Origin of the sequence: Flavobacterium luminosum (assembly GCF_023635005.1) — a bacterium.
Taxonomy (GTDB): domain Bacteria; phylum Bacteroidota; class Bacteroidia; order Flavobacteriales; family Flavobacteriaceae; genus Flavobacterium; species Flavobacterium luminosum.
Genome location: NZ_JAMLJM010000010.1, coordinates 15,164 through 35,579, shown reverse-complemented (window position 1 = coordinate 35,579; position 20,416 = coordinate 15,164). Strand labels below are relative to the sequence as shown.

Genomic DNA, 20,416 nt, shown 5'->3' with positions numbered 1-20,416 from the left:
TTTTTTTTCTGTCCAAAACAAGCTATTTTTGCATAACAAAACAACAACACAATACTATGACAATTCTTCTTTTAGGGTCAGGCGGTCGTGAACACGCTTTGGCTTGGAAAATGCTTCAAAGTCCTTTATGTCATCAGCTTTTTGTAGCACCGGGTAATGCCGGTACGGCACCATTGGCAACCAATGTAAACTTGAACCCTTTAGACTTTCAATCGGTTAAATCATTTGTTCTTGATCACCAAATCGATATGGTGGTAGTAGGACCTGAAGATCCTTTGGTTCAAGGAATTTATGATTTTTTTAAAGGTGATCCACAAATTAGTCATATTACAGTAATCGGACCGTCAAAAGTGGGAGCACAATTGGAAGGAAGTAAAGAATTTGCGAAAGAATTTCTAATAAGACATAATATTCCAACAGCTCGTTATGAAAGTTTTATCAAAGATACGGTAGAACAAGGCTGTGAATTTTTAACCACATTAAGTGCCCCTTATGTATTAAAAGCTGATGGTTTGGCAGCAGGAAAAGGCGTTTTAATTTTGAACGATTTAGCCGAAGCACAACAAGAATTGCGCAATATGTTGGTCGATGCCAAATTTGGAGAAGCTTCTTCTAAAGTGGTGATCGAGGAGTTTTTGGACGGAATAGAGTTGAGTTGCTTTGTGCTTACCGACGGGAAATCCTATAAAATTTTACCAACAGCCAAAGATTACAAACGAATAGGAGAAGGGGATACCGGACTTAATACCGGTGGTATGGGAGCTGTTTCTCCGGTACCATTCGCAGATGCTGTTTTGATGGAAAAAATTGAAAACCGAATTGTAAAACCCACGGTCGAAGGATTACAAAAAGACGGTATCGAATATAAAGGTTTTATTTTTATCGGGTTAATTAACGTGAAGGGAGAACCTATGGTTATTGAATATAATGTCCGAATGGGTGATCCTGAAACAGAAGTAGTAATGCCCAGAATACAATCGGATTTATTAGAATTATTTCAGGCGGTTGCCAAACAAGAGTTAGAAAAAGTAACACTTGAAATTGATAAAAGAGCCGCTACTACAGTAATTGTAGCTTCGGGTGGATATCCGGAAGAGTACGAAAAAGGAAAAATAATCACTGGATTGAAAGAAGTTGATGGTTCTATCGTTTTTCATGCCGGAACCAAACAAGCAAATGATGAGGTGGTTACCAATGGCGGACGCGTTTTAGCGGTTACTTCTTATGGTGATAATTTTCAAGAAGCCATTAAAAAATCGTATGAAAGTATTCAGAAGATTCATTTTGACCGGATGTATTTCCGAAAAGATATTGGTCAGGATTTAGTATAAAAAAATGCCGCTTCAAACGAGCGGCATTTTTGTTTTTATTTTAAGAAAGAATGAGCAGTAGTATCCTGATCGTCTTCGTTGTTGTCTTTGAAAATTTGTAATTGTTTCACCCAGTAAACAATATAATAACAGATAATACCCCAAAGAACCCAATTGATGAGGTTAGCAATCCACCAATTATCCAATTCTAAAGAGCGCATTAGGTCGTGAGGAGCCATAAGAATTTCTTCAAATAACCAAGCTATTGCTTCAAAAAATGATTTCATATCATTACGTTTTTTTTGTTAGTAGAATCCCATGTAATTCATTGATGACGGTAACTTTTTTCTTCAAAAGAAGGAGTAAGTTTTATAGTATCGTCACGAATGTATTATATTTACACAGCAAAAATATAAAATATACTCATGATAACAAGCATTTTTAGTAAATCAAGACCAATAAATTATATTTTAATTACAATATTGTTGTTAACTTGTTTTGCTATTTATCAGTTTACTACTAGTTATTCAACTATTTCAGTTTACGAGATTATCGAAAAAGTGATTTTTTCATTGGTATTAATAGGATCGCTCTTTATTACTAATTTTATCACCAAGAAAAACGGATTGAGTAAGGATAACAGCTATACGTTCCTGTTGTTTTGTATATTTTTTATCCTTTTTCCTGGAACTTTTTCAAACGGAAACCTTATTATTTCAAATGCACTGATTTTATTGGCGCTGCGAAGACTAATTTCAATGCAGTCTATGGTCACGCCAAAAGAAAAAATCTTTGATGCGTCTTTGTGGGTTTTTGCGGCCAGTTTATTTCATTTTTGGAGTATTCTGTTTATTCTTTTGGTGTTTATTTCAATCATTTTCCACGTTTCCCGTGATTATAGAAATTGGATTATTCCTTTTATAGCATTTTTTACAGTAGTAGTAATTACTACTTTTTTTGCTCTAATCTTTAATCCGGATTTTATTTTTCGTTATAGTAGCGGTATCGCCATAGATTTTGATGTGAATTACATCAAAAATATTTTTCAGAGTTTTTCCTTGGGGCTTTATATAATAGTAGCTATGATTGCTTTTTTCACTATGCTTTTTATTTTAACGCACAAGCCGTTGAATTTACAATCTTCGTACAAAAAAATAATTTTTGCTTTTATACTAGGCCTTATCATTTTCTTTATTTCACCTAATAAAGACAATACGTACCTGATTTTTACTTTTGTTCCCGTTTCGATTATGTTGACGAATTATTTGGAAACCATAAAAAAATACTGGCTAAAAGAATCAATTTTGGGAATCATTATCTTAGCCAGTATAGTAAATTACGTTTTACGATTGTTATAATTTGCTTCCGTAGGCCAAATCACCCGCATCCCCTAGGCCGGGAACAATGTAGTTTTTTTCGTTAAGTTTTTCGTCAAGTGCAGCGACCCACAAATGACAGTTTTCGGGTAAATTCTTTTGCAAATACTCCACACCTTCAGGAGCAGCAATCACAACGGCTATATGAATTTCTTTTGGTTTTTGTTCTAAGTGAAGTTTATGCAATACGGCTACAATAGATTGACCGGTTGCCAACATGGGATCAATCAAAATAAGATTTTTACCTTCAAATGATGGTGCCGCTTGGTATTCAACTAAAATATCAAATTTTTCATCGTTGTCGTAATGATGTCTGTAGGCAGAAACAAATCCGTTTTCAGCATTATCAAAAAAATTCATAAAACCTTGGTGTAAGGCCAACCCAGCTCTTAAAATAGAACACAAAACTACCGGTTCGGCAATAGTGGTAGTATGCTTGATTCCAAGGGGAGTTTGCACATCTATATTTTTATATTCCAGAGTTTTACTTAGTTCATAGGCCATGATTTCACCAATACGTTCAATATTTTTGCGAAATCGCATACTGTCTTTTTGTATGTGAATATCGCGTAATTGCGTAAGGAAGTGATTTAAAATACTATTTTGTTCTGAAATATAATGTATATGCATTTTGATAATTTTTACAAATTGAGTATAAAAGTACAAAAAAACGCTACTTTTGTAAAAAATAAAGAGTCAAAACTATGTTTGCAGAATTTGCTTTTCCAATCTTTGAAAGAAGTATTCAAGAGTATCATATAAAAGATGATGTCTACCAACCACTTGTAAATCCGTACGAAAAAGGATCTATCGAACATTTGTTATATGCTAAAAACTGGGTAGACACCGTGCAATGGCATTATGAAGATATTATTCGTGATCCACAAATTGATCCGGTTGCTGCCTTAGATTTGAAACGCAAAATAGACGCTTCGAACCAAGTTCGTACCGACATGGTAGAATATATCGACAGTTATTTTCTGCAAAAATATGCTGATGTTCAGGTAAAACCTTCTGCAAAAATCAACACAGAAAGTCCAGCTTGGGCTATTGACCGTTTGTCTATTTTAGCACTGAAAATTTATCACATGAACGAAGAAGCTCATAGAGCTGAAGCTACTCCGGAGCACCGTGCAAAATGTCAAGAAAAATTGAATGTGTTATTAGATCAAAAAAATGACATGTTCGTTTCCATTAGTCAGTTAATTGAAGATATTGAAAATGGAGATAAATATATGAAAGTGTACAAGCAAATGAAAATGTACAACGACGAGGAATTGAATCCGGTCTTGTATCAAAATAAAAAATAAGAAGCTGTTTCGATGTCAAACATCAAACACATTTTAGTAATAAGGCTTTCAGCTATGGGCGATGTTGCAATGACAGTCCCTGTGCTGAGAGCTTTTTCTTTGCAGTATCCCGAAGTAAAAGTAACGGTAGTTTCTCGTCCTTTTTTTAAACCTTTTTTTAACGGAATTAAAAACATAGATTTCTTTGCTGTCGATTTAAACGAGCGCCACAAAGGAATCATTGGTTTAGTCCGATTGTATAATGACCTTAAAAAACGTAACATTGATGCTGTAGCGGATTTACACAATGTGCTTCGTTCTAAAATCGTTAGAGGATTGTTTGCGGTATCTGGTAAAAAAGTGGCTTTTACCGATAAAGGCAGAGCCGATAAAAAAGCGTTGACTCGGGCCAAAAATAAAGTTTTTAAACCTGTAAAGTCAATGTTTGAAAGACATTGTGATACTTTTACACAATTGGGGTTTCCGATAGATTTGACAAAAATTGAGTTTCCTCAAAAAGCAATTTTATCCGATGATATCCTAAAAATTACAGGAACCAAAAATCAAAAATGGATTGGCATAGCTCCTTTTGCTCAGTACCCATCAAAAGTCTATCCGTTAGACTTAATGCAAGAAGTGATCAATGATTTGGTTAAAACCAATGTCAAAATTTTTCTATTTGGTGGTGGAGAAAAAGAAATCTTAAAGTTGAACCAATTAAAAGGGAATCATGAAAATGTTGTGGTTGTTGCCGGAAGCATAAATTTTCAACAAGAATTAGATTTGATTTCGAATTTAGACCTGATGTTGTCTATGGATAGTGGAAATGCTCACATAGCGGCCATGTTAGGAGTTAAAGTCATTACTCTTTGGGGAGCCACACATCCTTTTGCAGGGTTTAAACCTTTTAATCAACCGGATGAATTTTGTATCACTGCGGATAGAAAGCAATATCCACTATTACCCACATCGGTTTATGGCAACAAAATTATCGAAGGTTATGAGGATGCCATGCGAACTATTTTGCCTTCGGAGGTGGTACAAAAAATAAATTCCAACGGCTGAGGTTGGAATTTATTTTTTTGTTATCACTTCTTATACATCGTCAAAATCTACCGTAATTTCCGGTGTTGTTGGATGCGCCTGACAGGTTAAAACCAAACCATCGGCAATTTCTTTATCGTTTAGTACCGAATTCTTTTTCATCACTGCATGACCGTTTGTAACTCTTGCAATACAACTACTGCATACGCCCCCTTGACAAGAATAAGGTGCATCTAAACCTTGTTTTAATGCCGCTTCTAATAAGGTTTGTTTCGAAGACATTTCAAAGGTTGTTTCTTCAGAATCAACAATAACGGTTATTTTAGCATGATCGTTACTGCCAACGTCAACTTTATTTTCTGTTGGTGAAGCAGAGAACAATTCAAATTTGATATTTTTTTCTGGGACATTTTTCTCTTTTAATACTCCCGAAACAACATTAATCATTTCTTCTGGTCCACATAGGAAGAATTTAGAAAATTCTTTACCATCATGTTTCACATTAAGTACATTATTTACAACCGATTTGTCTATTCTTCCAAAGAATGAATCTGCAACATTAGCTTGACTATAAACAAAATGCACAAAAAATCTACCAAGATATTTTTGTTGTAATGCTATAAGTTGTTTATAAAAAATTGTTTCTTCTGGTGTTTTGTTTCCGTATACCAAAACAAATGTGCTTTGCGGCTCTTCTATTAATACCGATTGAATAATCGACAGAATTGGAGTAATACCACTACCCGCTGCAAATCCCATATAGTTTCGTTGTTTGCTAGGATCCGGTTCAAAAATAAATTTACCTTCTGGTAGACCTACTTCAAGTACATGGCCTTCTGTTAATTTTTCATTGGCAAATGTTGAAAAAAGACCATTCTTTACAGCTTTAATGGCAATGCGTAATTCGCCACTGTTTGGTGCCGAACAAATAGAGTAGGCTCTTCTGATTTCTTGTCCGTCAAGAGTCAATTTCAAATTTACATATTGACCGGCAATAAATTTGTAATAATCTAAAAATTCTAGTGGGACATTAAATAAGACAGAAATAGTCTGAGGAGTCTCTCGGGTAATTTCTTTTATGGCTAATTTATAGAATGTAGACATGATAATTTGTTTTTTGACAAAATTACTAAAGTACATCGAGAATATTTCTAATAGAGTAAAATTAAAGCCATGATTTGGTAAGAATTTCAAAAAGAAACGTACATTTACGGGTCATAATACTAAAAAACTAATTTTGAAGTTTATATTTTAAAACTTTTTTATGTTGAAAATAAAATACTTAAAATATCTTTCTCCTCTTGTTTTACTTTTTGTAATAGTAGCTTGTTCTACAAAAAAAAATACATTCGTTAATCGTAATTGGCACGCTTTAAATACGCAGTATAATACTCTTTATAATGGCGATTTAGCTTTACAATCGGGTATTAATGAGTTAAAAACGGGTTATTCGGATAATTTTTGGGAAATCCTACCCATTGAACGAATGCAAATAGACGAAGAAGCCTTTCTTCCGGGTCAAAAAGGGAAAAATAAAAATTTTGATCGTGCCGAAGAGAAAGCCACCAAAGCAATACAAAAGCATTCTATGAATATTAAGGGAAAAGAAAAGAATATGCAAATGGATGAAGCTCATTTGTTACTTGGAAAAGCCCGTTATTATGACAAAAGATTTGTTCCGGCTTTAGAAGCGTTTAATTATATTTTATACAAATATTCGAATTCGGATAAGATTTATGAAGCGAAGGTGTGGAGAGAAAAAACCAATATACGTTTGGAAAACGATGCTTTAGCGGTTAAAAATCTAGAATTATTATTAAAAAAAGACAAATTAAAACCTCAGGTTAAGGCGGATGCTAACGCGATGTTGGCTCAGGCGTACATCAACTTAGAGGAAAAAGAGAAGGCTATTGAACCGCTAAAAATCGCTATTGGTTCTACAAAGTTAAATGAGGAAAGAGCTCGATATCATTTTATTTTAGGACAAATTTACCAATCGCTTCAATACAACGATAGTGCTTATTCAAAATTTCAAGAGGTGATAGACATGAAGCGTAAATCTCCTCGAAATTATGTTATTCGTGCTCATGCCAAACAAGCGCAAGTAGTAGATGCAACTCAAGATACTGTAACATTTTTGAAAAAGTATGCCAAGTTATTTAAAGATAGAGAAAACAGACCGTATCTCGATGTCTTGAATTTCGAAATGGGGTTATTTTATGATCATTTGAATAAAAAAGATCAAGCAATTAAGTTCTACAATAAATCGTTAAGAGCAGGATCAACGGATGCTTATTTGCAAGCTTCGGCATATAGAAATCTAGCCACTATTTATTTTGACCGAACCCAATATGTTACTGCAGGTCAGTATTATGATAGTACTCTGACACGTTTGATGAAAAAGAATAAAGAGTATTTTGTGATTTCAAAAAAGCGTCAAAATCTTAATGATGTCATCAAATTCGAAGGCGTTGTAAAACATAACGACAGTATTCTTTATCTATCATCTATTTCGGCAGAAGATCAAAAAAGTTTTTTCGAAAAACATATTTCTAAACTTAAGGCCAAAGAGGAAGCTAGAATAGCTCTAGAAGAAAAGCAAAAAGAAGCACAAAGAAATACCGAAGACAATCCGAACCTTAACAGTGGAATGCCGCAAAATCCTTCAGGGTTTAATTTACCTCAAGATAAAGGGTCTTTCTATTTTTATACGCCTACAACCGTGGCTTACGGAAAAGTAGAATTCCAGAAACTTTGGGGGAAAAGAGCTTTGAAAGAAAATTGGCGTTGGTCGATTCAAACGGAAGAAGTTAAAATCGCGGAAAACAATCAAACGCCAGAGCCTAAAAAGGAAGAAGCTATTCCGGAGCAATACACAACAGAATTTTATCTAAAACAATTGCCAACATCTCCTGTTATTTTAGACAGTTTGGCTCGAGAGCGCAATTTTGCGAATTATCAGTTAGGAGTAATCTATAAAGAAAAGTTTGTTGAATTAGAATTGGCGACTTCAAAATTTGAAAAGGTTTTAGCCAGTACCCCTGAAGAACGATTGGTACTGCCAACACTCTATAATTTGTATCAGATTTATCAAACAACGAATCCTTCTAAAGCAGAAACGTTAAAAAACAATATTGTTCTTAATTATCCTAATACGCGATATGCTCAAATCTTAAGTGGACAAATTGTAGAAAATAGTACAGTAACTTTAACACCGACTGAAGTGTATAATAATTGTTATAAATCGTATACGAATCAGGAATTTTCTTCTGCTTTGGCAACGATCGATCAGTCTTTGAGTCAATTTGCCGGTGACAATTTAATACCGAAATTTGAGTTGTTAAAAGCGAGTGTTCTAGGAAAATTACAAGGGGTTGCAGCTTACAAAAAAGCAATGACCCATGTGGTTGAAACGTACCCTGAAAGTAAAGAAGCCACTCAAGCTCAGGATATCTTGAAGGAAAGTATTCCAAAAATGGAACAAATGGCTATTTCTCTTGATACCACTGCTACAAGTTGGAAGGTCTTGTATAAAGTAGGTAAAAAAGAAGATCCTGCTACGGTACAACTCATGGAAAAAATCAACAAGTATATTCTAGAAAAGGACTACAGTAAATTTAAAGTATCGTACGATGTTTATAACGAAACAGAAAATTTTGTAGTTATTCATGGAATTTCTTCTAGAGAATTTTCGGTATATTTAGTTGAATTACTTCAAACGACAAAAGATTATAAAATTAAAACACCGGCTCACGTTATTTCTTCAGAGAATTATGCCGTGATCCAGGTGCATAAAAATTTCAATCAATTTTTAGAACTTAAAATTTAAAAAATGATGTTCAAAGAAAGCTCAAAATCGTATACCGATGCCCTCGGTAAAACTAACCGAATTGTAGAAGGAACTAGTATTGAAGGTAACATTCAGTCTAAAGCAGATTTCAGATTAGATGGAAATTTAGTTGGCAACTTTACTTCTCAAGGGAAATTGGTTGTAGGACCCGCAGGAAGTGTGACCGGAGATATTCACTGTCTTAACGTTGATGTGGAAGGCAAAGTTGAAGGTAAAATTGTCGTTCAGGAAATGTTAAATGTAAAGACGAACGCTGTTATTAATGGTGAGGTTACTTGTGGGAAATTAGTTGTAGAACCAGGAGCTAATTTTAATGCGACTTGTGTAATGAAAACAGTTGTGAATACAGCAGAGACAACTCATGGAAAATAAAAAACCCGATAGAAGAGGAATAAATAAATGGATGTCGTTAATCAATATTCCTTTTCAGATGGGACTCATCATATTTGTATTTTTCAAATTAGGTGAATGGTTAGATGTTAATCATCCTAGCAGTACAATCTACTACAGTCAATTGCTTACATTGTTGGGGGTTGTAGTTGCTTTGTATCAGGTTATCAAACAAGTGAATAAAATAGGGAATAAATAAAAAAAATAGAAATGTTCAAAACCATCGCACCAATACTAGTAGCAGGATTTGTGGTTTATGTTATAGAAAAAATTCTTTTTTCAGTACTTAATATCGATACTTCAACGTTTCAATTAAGTTTAGAAAAAACCCATATTTTAATGCTGTTATTATCTATTTTGGTAACAATAGTACTGAATTTGGTGTTTAAGAAAAATAAAGAACTAGTAGGAATGACTTTTTTACTAATCACCTCTGTTAAAGTGGCTATAATTTATTTTATCGGAAGTCATTTTATCATGGAAGTTGATGGTTCTTCCACCGAAAAATGGAATTTCTACGGATTGTTTATCTTTTACCTTTTTTTAGAAACGTTCCATACAGCGAAAAAATTAAACCAAACTAGTTTTTCATAAATCGGGATTGAAATACAACATCACCTCCATTCGCTCGAACAAAATAGATTCCATTCGCTAGGTTTTCTACGTTGATTTCGGTCGCGAAATTTTGTTGAAGTAATACTTTCCCCGTGATATCTAGAATTTCTATAGAAGAGAATGGGATATCTTCGGTGTTTTTAAATTTCAAAATTGTTGTTACCGGGTTTGGATACACCATAATATTTTCTTTTACTGCTATATCGTCTAATCCTAAAGTAGGACAAGAAACCGATGTTGGTGAACTTTTAGCAGTCTGAGTGTTGTCACCAAGTTGTCCTCCTATATTGTTTCCCCAAGTAAACAAACTACCATCACTTTTAATAGCTACGGTGTGGGTAATTTTTGAGCTCACAAAAACCCAACTATTGTTGAATGTGTTTTCTCGAGTTGGGGTTAAAGTTGGTCCAGGTGCCGTTGGGGATAGTGGCGTTCCAATGCCTAATTGTCCAGTTGCATTACCACCCCATGACCAAAGTGTTCCATCTTTTTTTATGACTAGTGTATGTTGGTGGCCTTTAGCAATTGCAGTCGCTTCATTAAAAGCAACGATGTTGATGGGAGATGTTTTAGGGCTTGTTGTACCATCCCCTAACTGTCCTGTGGCATTCGAACCCCAGGTCCAAAAAGTTCCATTGGTTTTTAATCCTACGCCGTGTTCTCGAGAAGCTAGTACTACAGACCAATCTGTATCGCTACCTATGCGAATAGGCACATGTGAATATGATGGAGTATTAATCCCAAATCGAGCGCTACTGTTTTTTCCCCAAGCCCACAATTCTCCATTTTTGTTTATTCCCAAAGAATGTTCAGTTCCCGCAGATACAAAAGACCAATCAGTTGCTATACCAATTTGAATAGGTGTATTTTTATCAGAGGTGGAATTGTCGCCTAATTGTCCAAATGCATTGTCACCCCATGCCCAAAGCGTGCCGTTCTTTTTTATTGCTAAAGAAAACTCGTCTCCTGCAGAGATAAATTCCCAATCAGTATCAGAACCTATTTGTTGGGGAAAATTAAAATAAGAAGTACTAGTACCAACGCCTACCTGTCCATCAAGATTTCTACCCCAAGCCCAAAGCGTTCCATCTGTTTTAATAGCCAAATTGTGAGCATTTCCTGCAGAAATTTTAACCCAATTACTTTCTGTTCCTATTTGTTTAGGTATTTTATTAGTAATAGTTGTATTTTCTCCTGTTCCTAGTTGCCCTTGATTATTTCTACCCCAAGACCATAAAGTCCCTCCATCTTTCAATCCTATAGTGTGAACACCTCCAGTAGAAACTTCTTTCCAACATTGTGCTTGGAGTAAAAAAGGACATAGAAAATAAAAAAGTAATATCTTTCTCATTAAAATCTTGTTTTTGGCCAGAGGCTAAAGTAACGAAAAATAATTTATTAACAATTTTATCGACATTTTATTCGATGAAATACTTTATTTCATCGTTGAAAAATAAGCAATCTTAGAGTCATATCCCATTTCTATTTGTTAATAACTTCAAAAGAATTCTTTCAAAAAAGGAAGATTAGCTCAAAGATAAAACCTTGAAAATGAGAAACACAAACGGCTTTTCTAAAAAAAATATTTTAAACGTTTTGGATATTAATAAAAAATGTACCTTTGCACCAAATTTAAACACTAGCTTAATAGTTTTTTATGGTGATTTCAAACAAGTCGGTATCATTAATAGTGTCAGTATGGATGTCTTTGTTAGCTTCGGCAGCAATCGCTAATCCTACTACTGATTCAACTCAGGTAAGTACACACGAAACTCATGCTGTTGCTAATGATTCTACTCATGCAAATGCAGCTCACGAGGTAAAAACTTTAACTCCTGAAGAAGAGAAAAAAGAAAAAGTAACTGCTTTCATAGAGCATCACTTACAGGATTCTCATGATTTTACATTTTTCTCTGATGAAAAAGAAGGTAAGCATTATGGTTTCTCATTGCCTGTAATTTTATGGGATAATGGTTTACAAGTGTTCTCTTCTTCGAAATTCCATCATGGAGAAACTGTAGCAGAAGTTAACGGTAATTTTTATAAATTATACCACGGTAAAATATACAAAACAGATGCTGCCGGTACAATTACGTACGATGAGCATCATCACCCAACGAATCAAAAACCATTAGATTTTTCTATTACTAAAAACGTATTGTCAATGTTGGTTGTTTCTGCCATGTTGTTATTCATGTTTATTAGTTTAGCAAACTCTTATAAAAAAGGTCCTATCCCATCAGGTTTTGGAAGAATTTTAGAACCACTAATTCTTTTCATTAGAGATGAAGTGGCGATTCCAAATATTGGAGAGAAAAAGTACCGTAAGTTTATGGGATTCTTATTGACGGTGTTCTTTTTTATCTGGTTATTAAACCTTTTAGGAATGACTCCTCTAGGAATCAACGTAACAGGAAATATTGCAGTAACTATTTGTTTAGCTACATTTACTTACATTATTACGCAATTTAGTGCGAATAAAGAGTATTGGGGTCATATTTTCTGGATGCCGGGTGTACCTGTATTGATGAAGATTGCTTTGATTCCAGTTGAATTATTGGGTACATTAACAAAACCATTTGCGTTATTAGTTCGTTTGTATGCAAACATTACCGCAGGTCACGTAGTGATAATGACTTTAATTTCATTAATCTTCGTGGGTAAAAATTTAGTTTCTGATATGCCAATCTCTTTAGGATTAACATTATTTATTTCGGTTATTGAATTATTAGTTGCATTTTTACAGGCATTTATTTTTACTATGTTGTCTTCTTTATTTATTGGTATGGCGGTACAAGATCATCACCACGAAGAAGGACATCATTAATAGATAATTAATTTAGAAGTTTAATTTTATATATATATACTTATGGGAACTATTCCAACGTTAGTAGGTGCAGGTTTAGTAGTAATCGGTGCTGGTTTAGGTTTAGGTAAAATCGGTGGTTCTGCTATGGACGCTATTGCTCGTCAACCAGAAGCTGCAGGTAAAATCCAAACAGCGATGATCATCATCGCAGCTTTATTAGAAGGTTTAGCATTTGCTGCTTTAATCTTAGGAAAATAATAAAGACAAAACAAACAATACCTGTAACGGTTGGTTACAGGTCTTGTTTTATCAATTAAAAAATTAAATCATTTTATATTCAACATAATGGAGAAATTATATAACGATTTTTCATTCGGTCTGTTTTTTTGGCAAGCAATTATTTTAGTAATCTTGATTTTGTTATTGGTTAAATTCGCATGGAAACCAATTATGGAATCTATCACCGCTAGAGAAGAAGGTATCAAAGATGCTTTATTAGCTGCTGATAATGCTAAAAAAGAAATGCAAGATTTACAAGCGAACAATGAGCGTATTTTACAAGAGGCGCGTTTAGAGCGTGATTCTTTATTAAAAGAAGCTCGTGAAATGAAAGAAAAAATGATTGCTGACGCAAAAGAAGAAGCACAAGTTCAAGGTCAAAAAATGATTGAGCAAGCGAAAGCTTCTATCGAGAGTGAGAAAAATGCAGCTATGGCTGAATTAAAATCGCAAGTATCTTCTATTTCATTAGAGATTGCTGAAAAATTATTAAAAGAAGAATTATCTAACAAAGAGTCTCAAATGAAATTGGTTGAGAAAATGTTAGGTGATGTAAAATTAAACTAATTCTATCATGTCAAGTACAAGAGCAGCCATTCGCTATGCGAAAGCAATTTTAGACTTAGCTAATTCCAAAAGCGTTGCTTCTGAAGTTAGCCAAGACATGATCTTGATTGCTAAAACGATTAAGGAAAACCAAGAGTTAGCGGCTTTTATCGAAAACCCTACTTTAAAAAATGAAATAAAGTACAACGCATTGTTGGAAGTTTTTGCTTCTGCTAATGCTGTAAGCAAAGGTTTATTTCAATTATTATTAGAAAACAAACGATTTGAATTGTTAGAATCTATCACAGTAGAATTCAATAAACTATTTGATGAGGCTAACGGTTTACAAGTTGCTAAAGTAACTACGGCTGTTGAAATGACTCCAGAAATGGAAGCTAAAGTGATGGCTAAGGTTAAAGAGTTTTCTGATAAAAAAATCACAATAGAAAATACTGTAGATCCTTCAATTATTGGTGGATTTATTTTAAGAATAGGCGACCAGCAGTACAATGCTTCCGTAGCCAACAGATTACAAGTTTTAAAAAGAGAGTTAAGTAATTAATTATTGTAATATAATTATGGCGGATATTAAACCAGCTGAGATTTCAGCAATTTTAAAAAAGCAATTATCAGGTTTTGAATCTGGTGCTACCCTTGAAGAAGTAGGAACAGTACTTCAAGTTGGAGATGGTATTGCTCGTGCTTACGGGCTTTCAAACGTTCAATACGGTGAGTTAGTAGAGTTTGAAAATGGTATGGAAGGTATCGTTTTGAACCTTGAAGAAGATAACGTTGGGGTGGTATTATTAGGCCCTTCAACTGGTATCAAAGAAGGCTCTTCAGTGAAAAGAACACAACGTATTGCTTCTCTTAAAGTAGGGGAACAAATGGTAGGACGTGTGGTAAACACTTTAGGATTTCCTATAGATGGTAAAGGTCCTATCGGTGGTGACTTATACGAAATGCCATTAGAAAGAAAAGCTCCTGGAGTAATTTTCCGTCAACCTGTAACAGAACCGTTACAAACTGGTATTAAAGCAGTAGATGCTATGATTCCTGTAGGTCGTGGTCAACGTGAGTTGGTAATTGGTGACCGTCAAACTGGTAAATCTACTGTTTGTATCGATACCATCATTAACCAAAAAGAATTTTATGATGCTGGTAAACCAGTATTCTGTATATATGTTGCTATTGGACAAAAAGCTTCAACGGTTGCTGCTTTAGCAAAAACGTTAGAAGAAAAAGGAGCTATGGCTTATACGGTTATCGTTGCTGCTAATGCTTCTGATCCTGCTCCAATGCAAGTATACGCTCCAATGGCAGGTGCTGCAATTGGTGAGTATTTCCGTGATACAGGTCGTCCTGCTTTAATTGTTTATGATGATTTATCTAAACAAGCAGTAGCTTACCGTGAGGTGTCTTTATTATTAAGAAGACCACCAGGACGTGAGGCTTACCCTGGAGACGTATTCTACTTACACTCTCGTTTATTAGAAAGAGCAGCTAAAGTAATTGCTGACGATGATATCGCTAAAAACATGAACGACTTACCAGAGTCATTGAAACCAATCGTTAAAGGTGGTGGTTCATTAACAGCGTTACCAATTATCGAAACACAAGCAGGTGACGTTTCTGCGTATATCCCGACCAACGTAATTTCGATTACTGACGGTCAGATTTTCTTAGAGTCTGATTTATTCAACTCAGGGGTGCGTCCGGCAATCAACGTAGGTATTTCTGTATCTCGTGTAGGAGGTAATGCTCAAATTAAATCGATGAAGAAAGTATCAGGTACCTTAAAGTTAGACCAAGCTCAGTTCCGTGAGTTAGAAGCTTTCGCGAAATTTGGTTCTGACTTAGATGCGGCTACTTTAAATGTAATCGAAAAAGGTAAACGTAACGTAGAAATCTTAAAACAAGGTTTAAACTCTCCGTTTACGGTAGAAGATCAGGTAGCTATTATCTATGCTGGTTCTAAAAACTTGTTAAGAAATGTTCCTGTGAATAAAGTAAAAGAATTCGAAAAAGATTTCTTAGAATTCTTAAACGCAAAACACAGAGATACACTAGATGCTTTAAAAGCTGGTAAATTAGATGACAACATTACTGATGTTATCGAAAAAGTAGCGAAAGAAGTATCTGCAAAATATAACTAATAATTTAGTGAAGAGAATTGGTGATTAGTGCATGCTAATTACCAATTTCTTATCACTATTTACGTATAAAAAATGGCGAATTTAAAAGAAATCCGTAATAGAATTACTTCAGTTTCTTCAACGATGCAAATTACATCGGCGATGAAAATGGTTTCAGCTGCAAAGTTGAAAAAAGCACAAGATGCTATTACTGCTATGCGTCCTTATGCTGAGAAGTTAACCGAATTATTACAAAATCTTTCGGCTACTTTAGAGGGGGAAGTAGGAGGAGCGTATACTAACCAGAGAGAAGTAAAAAAAGTATTAGTGGTTGCCATCACTTCAAACAGAGGTTTGTGTGGTGCTTTTAATACCAACGTGATCAAAGAAGTTAAAAGTATTACCGAAAAAAATCAAGGTATTCAATACGATGTGTTAGCTATCGGAAAAAAAGGAAATGACGTTCTGAAGAAAACTCATACCATTGTAGATAACCAAAGTGCTATTTTCGATAACCTAACTTTTGAGAACGCTGCTGAAATTGCTGAGGCTTTAACCGCTAAATTCTTTGCTGGAGATTATGATAGAATTGAATTAGTATATAACCAATTCAAAAATGCAGCCACTCAAGTAGTAAAAACAGAACAATTTTTACCACTAGCACCAATCGCTAAAGGGGAAGCGGTTGCTGGGGATTATATTTTTGAGCCTTCAAAAGAAGAAATTGTGATGACATTGATTCCTAAATCTTTAAAAACACAATTGTTCAAAGCTATTCGTGATTCATTTGCTGCAGAACATGGAGCTCGTATGACTGCAATGCACAAAGCAACTGATAATGCTACTGAGTTAAGAAACCAGTTGAAATTGACTTACAACAAAGCTCGTCAGGCAGCAATTACCGGCGAAATTTTAGAGATCGTTGGTGGTGCAGAAGCGCTGAACGGATAATATTGAAAAGCATTTTTTGCTTTCAACTATAATATTTTAAATGCCCCTTAGATGGGGCATTTTTTATATAACCTCAAATAAAAAAACTAAAATTTACAAAATGATGAAAATTATTTCATTATTCTTGGCATCGATCGCTGTTTTTAGATAAAAGGATAAAGCCCCTGAAAAGAATGAATTGTATAGTTTTTATGCGAGTCAATTTGCCCATGAAGTTGCTAATAATTCCTATGATTTTATCAATTACAAATATGGTTTTACGCCTGAAACAATTACTGACAATTTATGGATTATAGATTCTGAGGATGAAGAAGGAAAAATTCAAAAAGAAGCTGTAGATGCCGTTAAAGTAATTTTCAAATCGATGAATGCTAACGAGCCAATTGATGAGATTGCGAAAAACATGCAACCTTTAATAGAATATTTCGAATCACTAAAAACGAAATACATTGGTGATGATAAAGGAAGTCGAAAAATTAGATACTCTGCTTATTTTAATCTAGGAAAAATATATCTTTATTTAGACATGCCTGAGAAAGCTCTTGCTGAAGGTGAAGGGTTGATCGCTAACGATTATGATAAAAAGGATGGAACAAATATTATTAATGAAGCTAAAAAATTGATTAATGTATTTGAGAAAACAAAACTGAATACAAGACATAATCCTATTCATTAAAAGATAAATTTATTTTATATAAAAAGCCTCAGCAAGATTTCGCTGGGGCTTTTTTTTCGATGTGATTTTGAAATGGATATATGTTTTGAAGTTTTGATGATAATCGACATACTAAGGTATATGGGGTATTTTAGATCAGTATTCTTTTTTATCTTTATATTTTAATATTAAAGACACTATGCAACTTAAAGAACTCACTACTTTAGAAGAAATGTTGGCACAATTGGAAACAATTCACTATTTGTATCCTAAGATGACTGCAGAAAAATATGAACTTTACTTAAGACAGATGATCCCTCATAATTACAAACAACTCATAGTTTTAGATGGAGAAAAAGTCGCGGGAATTACCGGTTTTTGGAAAGGAATAAAATTATGGTCTGGCCCATATTTAGAAATCGATAATTTTGTGGTCCATCCTGATTATCGTGGAAAAGGAATAGGAAAATTATTAACTGATTACATCGATGCCAAAGCGCACGAGTTTGGAAGTACCATGATTGTTCTTGATGCTTATGTGGAAAATTATACAGCGCATAGATTTTATTACAATCAAGGATTTGCGCCAAGAGGATATCATTTTATAAAAACAATTAATAAAAATCAATTGAGTTAGTGATCATAAGGGCTATAATTATTTTGTGGTGTGTTTTGCAATGGAGTTGCAGTAATAAAACAATCATGCATCAAGAGTATGTTTTTCCTGTAAAAATAGATGAAGTATATTTCGAGAATTGGGTTGCAGGAATTCGAGGTGGAGGTTCCGGGACTAATTTTCACATCCGTTTCTCTCAGGGATTACCCAAAGAGATAAAAATTCAACAATTATATTTTAGAGGAAAAGTAGAATCTTTACAGCCCATAGATAATTTCAATTATTTGGTTTCTTTTAAAGGAAATGCGAACTGGGATAGAGCAGATATTATGGAGTCGGACTTTCAGAAAAAACAAATCTTGTGAACCCCCGATACGAATTTCCGACAAAGAAGCACTCTTGACCTATACTCAAAATGGAAAGAATGCTTTTTATAAAATTAAAAATGTAATAGAAAAAGAAATACCACCTTATCCTTCGGCTCGACCGAGAAATTAATTACTTTTGTTCAAATTATTATATTTTGAGTGTATATAAAAGCCTTTTCAAACAGACTTTAATTTACGGCTTAGCTACTGTGCTTCCACGCATGATAAGCTTTATGCTTAATCCTGTTTATGTTCATGCATTACCAAAAGCAGAGTTTGCCGATGTCTCTATCATATTTTCTTACTTAGTCTTTTTTAACGTGATTTTATCTTACGGAATGGAGACTGCTTTTTTCCGTTTTTATAATTCAGAATCCAATAAAAATAAGGTGATCGCAACGTCTATGATTTCGTTGTTGTGCTCCTCTTTGATTTTCCTATTTGTAGGTTTCTTTTATCAAGAAACTGTCGCTAGTGCATTGAATATTAAAACGCAATACATTACTTATACGATTGGAATTTTGGTTTTAGATGCGTTGGTAATTATTCCTTTTTCCAAACTAAGAGCAGAGAAAAAACCAATGCGTTATGCGATAATCAAAATCGGAAATGTGGCGATTAATTTTGGTCTGAATATTTTCTTTTTGCTGTTTTTGCCAACAATTTCCAAAGACAATATTTTAAATGTAATCTATTTTGAAGATTTTCAGGTAGGTTATATTTTCGTTTCTAATCTAATAGCTAGTTTTTTAACGCTAGTGGTTCTTTCAGGCAATTACTTTAAAATTAATTGGCATTTCGATTTTAATTTATGGAAACAGATGATGCGTTATGGCCTGCCTATTTTAGTCGCTGGAATTGGTTTTGCCGTTAACGAACATTTTGATAAAATTTTACTAGAAAGACTACAAGTGCCTAAAGATGATATTGGTGCTTATTCAGCTTGTTATAAATTAGGAATGTTCATGGTTTTATTCAGAACAGCCTATACCTTAGGAATCGAACCTTTCTTTTTTAGTCACGCCGATAAAGAGAATGCAACACAAACGTACGCCACGATTACCAAATATTTTGTAATTTCTGGCTCCTTTATATTTTTGTTTGTAATTGTTTTTATTGATATATTAAAAGTTGTATTGGTGCCTAACGACAATTATTGGGATGCGATGAAAGTAGTACCGTTAATTGTGTTGGCTAATTTCTTTCTAGGTATTTACACCAATCTTTCGGTGTGGTATAAATTGATTAATAGAACTCAGGTAGGGGCTTATATTTCTATAGTTGGAGCTGTCTTAACCTTGGTTTTAAACTTTTGGTTAGTACCTAGCTACAGTTATTACGGTTCTGCAGTGGCAACACTGGTAGCCTACGGAAGTATGATGTTTATTTCCTATTATTTGGGACAAAAAAAATATCCCATTCCTTATGACAAACAAAAAATTGGAGGTTATTTGGCTGTGTCAACCATTTTATCCGCTTTATCGTTTTACGTACCACAACTAAGACAAAGTTTCGTTTTCGGTATATTTGCATTACTACTTTTTGGTTATTATATTTATCGAAACGAAAAACAAACTATTTTAAAAATAGTCAAACGAAAATAATTCAGAAACCAACACTAAGAACCCTTAGTTTTTTAACCGAAAAAACAAGTTTAAAAAGGCTTTAGGTTTTAGTAAGTTTCGCTTCAAAATCAAATGAAAATGCAAATAAAAATCATTAATAAATCCGAACATCCGTTACCTCATTATGAAACATTAGCTTCGGCAGGAATGGATTTGAGAGCCAATATAGAAACACCAATTACACTTCAACCACTAGAAAGAGCTTTGGTCAAAACCGGATTATTTGTGGAACTTCCCATAGGTTACGAAGCACAAGTTCGCCCTCGTAGCGGTTTGGCATTAAAAAAAGGAATTACCGTTTTGAATTCTCCCGGAACGATCGATGCGGATTATCGCGGAGAGATCGGCGTAATTTTAGTAAATTTATCCAATGAAGTTTTTGTAATCGAAAACGGGGAAAGAATTGCACAATTAGTCATTGCAAAACACGAAAGAGCCCAATGGCTTGAAGTAGAAGAATTGTCCGAAACCTCTCGAGGTTCTGGAGGATTTGGCAGTACTGGAGTAAAATAAATTTAGATAATCAATTAAGTAAAGACTTTTGACTACACGAAAGAC

General features: G+C 34.1%; 23 protein-coding genes. 19 read left to right on the top strand and 4 right to left on the bottom strand.

Annotation, left to right across the window (positions count from 1 at the left end):
- Nucleotides 1–56: 56 nt before the first annotated feature.
- Nucleotides 57–1,331, top strand: coding sequence for a phosphoribosylamine--glycine ligase (gene purD, locus NAT50_RS11205; RefSeq protein WP_250593316.1), 1,275 nt, complete (start codon nucleotides 57–59; stop codon nucleotides 1,329–1,331).
- 35 nt (nucleotides 1,332–1,366) lie between these two features.
- On the opposite strand, the gene NAT50_RS11200 is transcribed toward purD, so the two are convergent.
- Entirely contained in the window at nucleotides 1,367–1,597 is a 231-nt protein-coding gene (locus NAT50_RS11200; protein WP_250593315.1) for a DUF6341 family protein, read from the bottom strand.
- Nucleotides 1,598–1,735: 138 nt separating this feature from the next.
- Here NAT50_RS11200 and NAT50_RS11195 point away from each other — a divergent pair, with 138 nt between their 5' ends.
- The gene (locus NAT50_RS11195; RefSeq protein ID WP_250593314.1) at nucleotides 1,736–2,668 is read left to right on the top strand and encodes a DUF6427 family protein; all 933 of its coding nucleotides are present in this window, start codon (nucleotides 1,736–1,738) and stop codon (nucleotides 2,666–2,668) included.
- Here the strand turns inward: NAT50_RS11195 and upp are convergent.
- Nucleotides 2,663–3,316 (bottom strand): uracil phosphoribosyltransferase, encoded by a 654-nt coding sequence (gene upp, locus NAT50_RS11190; protein WP_250593313.1) that lies wholly within the window; start codon nucleotides 3,314–3,316, stop codon nucleotides 2,663–2,665. The two genes, NAT50_RS11195 and upp, sit on opposite strands and share 6 nt — an antisense overlap.
- 74 nt (nucleotides 3,317–3,390) lie before the next feature.
- On the opposite strand from upp, the gene NAT50_RS11185 reads away from it, so the two are divergent.
- Both NAT50_RS11185 and NAT50_RS11180 read left to right on the top strand, forming a co-directional pair.
- The gene (locus NAT50_RS11185) at nucleotides 3,391–3,996 is read left to right on the top strand and encodes a DUF4254 domain-containing protein (protein WP_250593312.1); all 606 of its coding nucleotides are present in this window, start codon (nucleotides 3,391–3,393) and stop codon (nucleotides 3,994–3,996) included.
- A gap of 12 nt (nucleotides 3,997–4,008) precedes the next feature.
- Nucleotides 4,009–5,040 (top strand): glycosyltransferase family 9 protein, encoded by a 1,032-nt coding sequence (locus NAT50_RS11180; protein WP_250593311.1) that lies wholly within the window; start codon nucleotides 4,009–4,011, stop codon nucleotides 5,038–5,040.
- A 30-nt stretch (nucleotides 5,041–5,070) separates the two neighbouring features.
- Here NAT50_RS11180 and NAT50_RS11175 read toward each other — a convergent pair whose 3' ends face one another.
- A complete protein-coding gene (locus NAT50_RS11175) occupies nucleotides 5,071–6,123 on the bottom strand; it encodes a ferredoxin--NADP reductase (RefSeq protein ID WP_250593310.1) in 1,053 nt (350 codons plus the stop codon).
- A gap of 160 nt (nucleotides 6,124–6,283) precedes the next feature.
- Between NAT50_RS11175 and porW the strand changes: the two genes are divergently transcribed.
- Genes porW through NAT50_RS11155 form a run of 4 tightly spaced genes read left to right on the top strand, consistent with a single transcriptional unit; the run spans nucleotide 6,284 to nucleotide 9,853 of the window.
- Nucleotides 6,284–8,848, top strand: a complete 2,565-nt coding sequence (gene porW / locus NAT50_RS11170; protein WP_250593309.1) for a type IX secretion system periplasmic lipoprotein PorW/SprE — start codon at nucleotides 6,284–6,286, stop codon at nucleotides 8,846–8,848.
- A gap of 6 nt (nucleotides 8,849–8,854) precedes the next feature.
- Complete coding sequence (locus NAT50_RS11165) at nucleotides 8,855–9,241, top strand: bactofilin family protein (RefSeq protein ID WP_250593363.1); 387 nt, start codon at nucleotides 8,855–8,857, stop codon at nucleotides 9,239–9,241.
- Nucleotides 9,231–9,458 (top strand): AtpZ/AtpI family protein, encoded by a 228-nt coding sequence (locus tag NAT50_RS11160; RefSeq protein ID WP_250593308.1) that lies wholly within the window; start codon nucleotides 9,231–9,233, stop codon nucleotides 9,456–9,458. The genes NAT50_RS11165 and NAT50_RS11160 overlap by 11 nt, the downstream gene beginning before the upstream one ends.
- An 11-nt stretch (nucleotides 9,459–9,469) precedes the next feature.
- A complete protein-coding gene (locus tag NAT50_RS11155; protein ID WP_250593307.1) occupies nucleotides 9,470–9,853 on the top strand; it encodes a hypothetical protein in 384 nt (127 codons plus the stop codon).
- Here the strand turns inward: NAT50_RS11155 and NAT50_RS11150 are convergent.
- Nucleotides 9,840–11,225: a T9SS type A sorting domain-containing protein gene (locus NAT50_RS11150; RefSeq protein ID WP_250593306.1), complete on the bottom strand. Its 1,386-nt coding sequence runs from the start codon at nucleotides 11,223–11,225 to the stop codon at nucleotides 9,840–9,842. The two genes, NAT50_RS11155 and NAT50_RS11150, sit on opposite strands and share 14 nt — an antisense overlap.
- Nucleotides 11,226–11,531: 306 nt before the next feature.
- Here NAT50_RS11150 and atpB point away from each other — a divergent pair, with 306 nt between their 5' ends.
- From atpB to dut, 11 genes are all read left to right on the top strand, one after another.
- A complete protein-coding gene (gene atpB, locus NAT50_RS11145) occupies nucleotides 11,532–12,701 on the top strand; it encodes a F0F1 ATP synthase subunit A (protein WP_250593305.1) in 1,170 nt (389 codons plus the stop codon).
- A 42-nt stretch (nucleotides 12,702–12,743) separates the two neighbouring features.
- Entirely contained in the window at nucleotides 12,744–12,941 is a 198-nt protein-coding gene (atpE, locus tag NAT50_RS11140; RefSeq protein ID WP_008465835.1) for an ATP synthase F0 subunit C, read from the top strand.
- A gap of 87 nt (nucleotides 12,942–13,028) precedes the next feature.
- Nucleotides 13,029–13,529, top strand: a complete 501-nt coding sequence (locus NAT50_RS11135; RefSeq protein ID WP_250593304.1) for a F0F1 ATP synthase subunit B — start codon at nucleotides 13,029–13,031, stop codon at nucleotides 13,527–13,529.
- 7 nt (nucleotides 13,530–13,536) lie between these two features.
- A complete protein-coding gene (atpH, locus tag NAT50_RS11130; protein ID WP_250593303.1) occupies nucleotides 13,537–14,070 on the top strand; it encodes an ATP synthase F1 subunit delta in 534 nt (177 codons plus the stop codon).
- A 16-nt stretch (nucleotides 14,071–14,086) separates the two neighbouring features.
- The gene (atpA, locus tag NAT50_RS11125) at nucleotides 14,087–15,664 is read left to right on the top strand and encodes a F0F1 ATP synthase subunit alpha (protein ID WP_250593302.1); all 1,578 of its coding nucleotides are present in this window, start codon (nucleotides 14,087–14,089) and stop codon (nucleotides 15,662–15,664) included.
- Nucleotides 15,665–15,736: 72 nt separating this feature from the next.
- Nucleotides 15,737–16,594, top strand: coding sequence for an ATP synthase F1 subunit gamma (gene atpG, locus NAT50_RS11120; protein WP_250593301.1), 858 nt, complete (start codon nucleotides 15,737–15,739; stop codon nucleotides 16,592–16,594).
- A 178-nt stretch (nucleotides 16,595–16,772) separates the two neighbouring features.
- Entirely contained in the window at nucleotides 16,773–17,270 is a 498-nt protein-coding gene (locus NAT50_RS11115; RefSeq protein ID WP_250593300.1) for a hypothetical protein, read from the top strand.
- 178 nt (nucleotides 17,271–17,448) lie between these two features.
- Nucleotides 17,449–17,886, top strand: a complete 438-nt coding sequence (locus NAT50_RS11110) for a GNAT family N-acetyltransferase (RefSeq protein ID WP_250593299.1) — start codon at nucleotides 17,449–17,451, stop codon at nucleotides 17,884–17,886.
- A 65-nt stretch (nucleotides 17,887–17,951) separates the two neighbouring features.
- The gene (locus NAT50_RS11105) at nucleotides 17,952–18,230 is read left to right on the top strand and encodes a hypothetical protein (protein ID WP_250593298.1); all 279 of its coding nucleotides are present in this window, start codon (nucleotides 17,952–17,954) and stop codon (nucleotides 18,228–18,230) included.
- Between the two features lie 158 nt (nucleotides 18,231–18,388).
- Entirely contained in the window at nucleotides 18,389–19,837 is a 1,449-nt protein-coding gene (locus NAT50_RS11100) for a lipopolysaccharide biosynthesis protein (protein ID WP_250593297.1), read from the top strand.
- 99 nt (nucleotides 19,838–19,936) lie between these two features.
- Nucleotides 19,937–20,371 carry a dUTP diphosphatase gene (dut, locus tag NAT50_RS11095; protein ID WP_250593296.1) on the top strand — a complete coding sequence of 145 codons (435 nt, stop codon included), beginning with the start codon at nucleotides 19,937–19,939 and terminating at the stop codon, nucleotides 20,369–20,371.
- Nucleotides 20,372–20,416 lie beyond the last annotated feature (45 nt).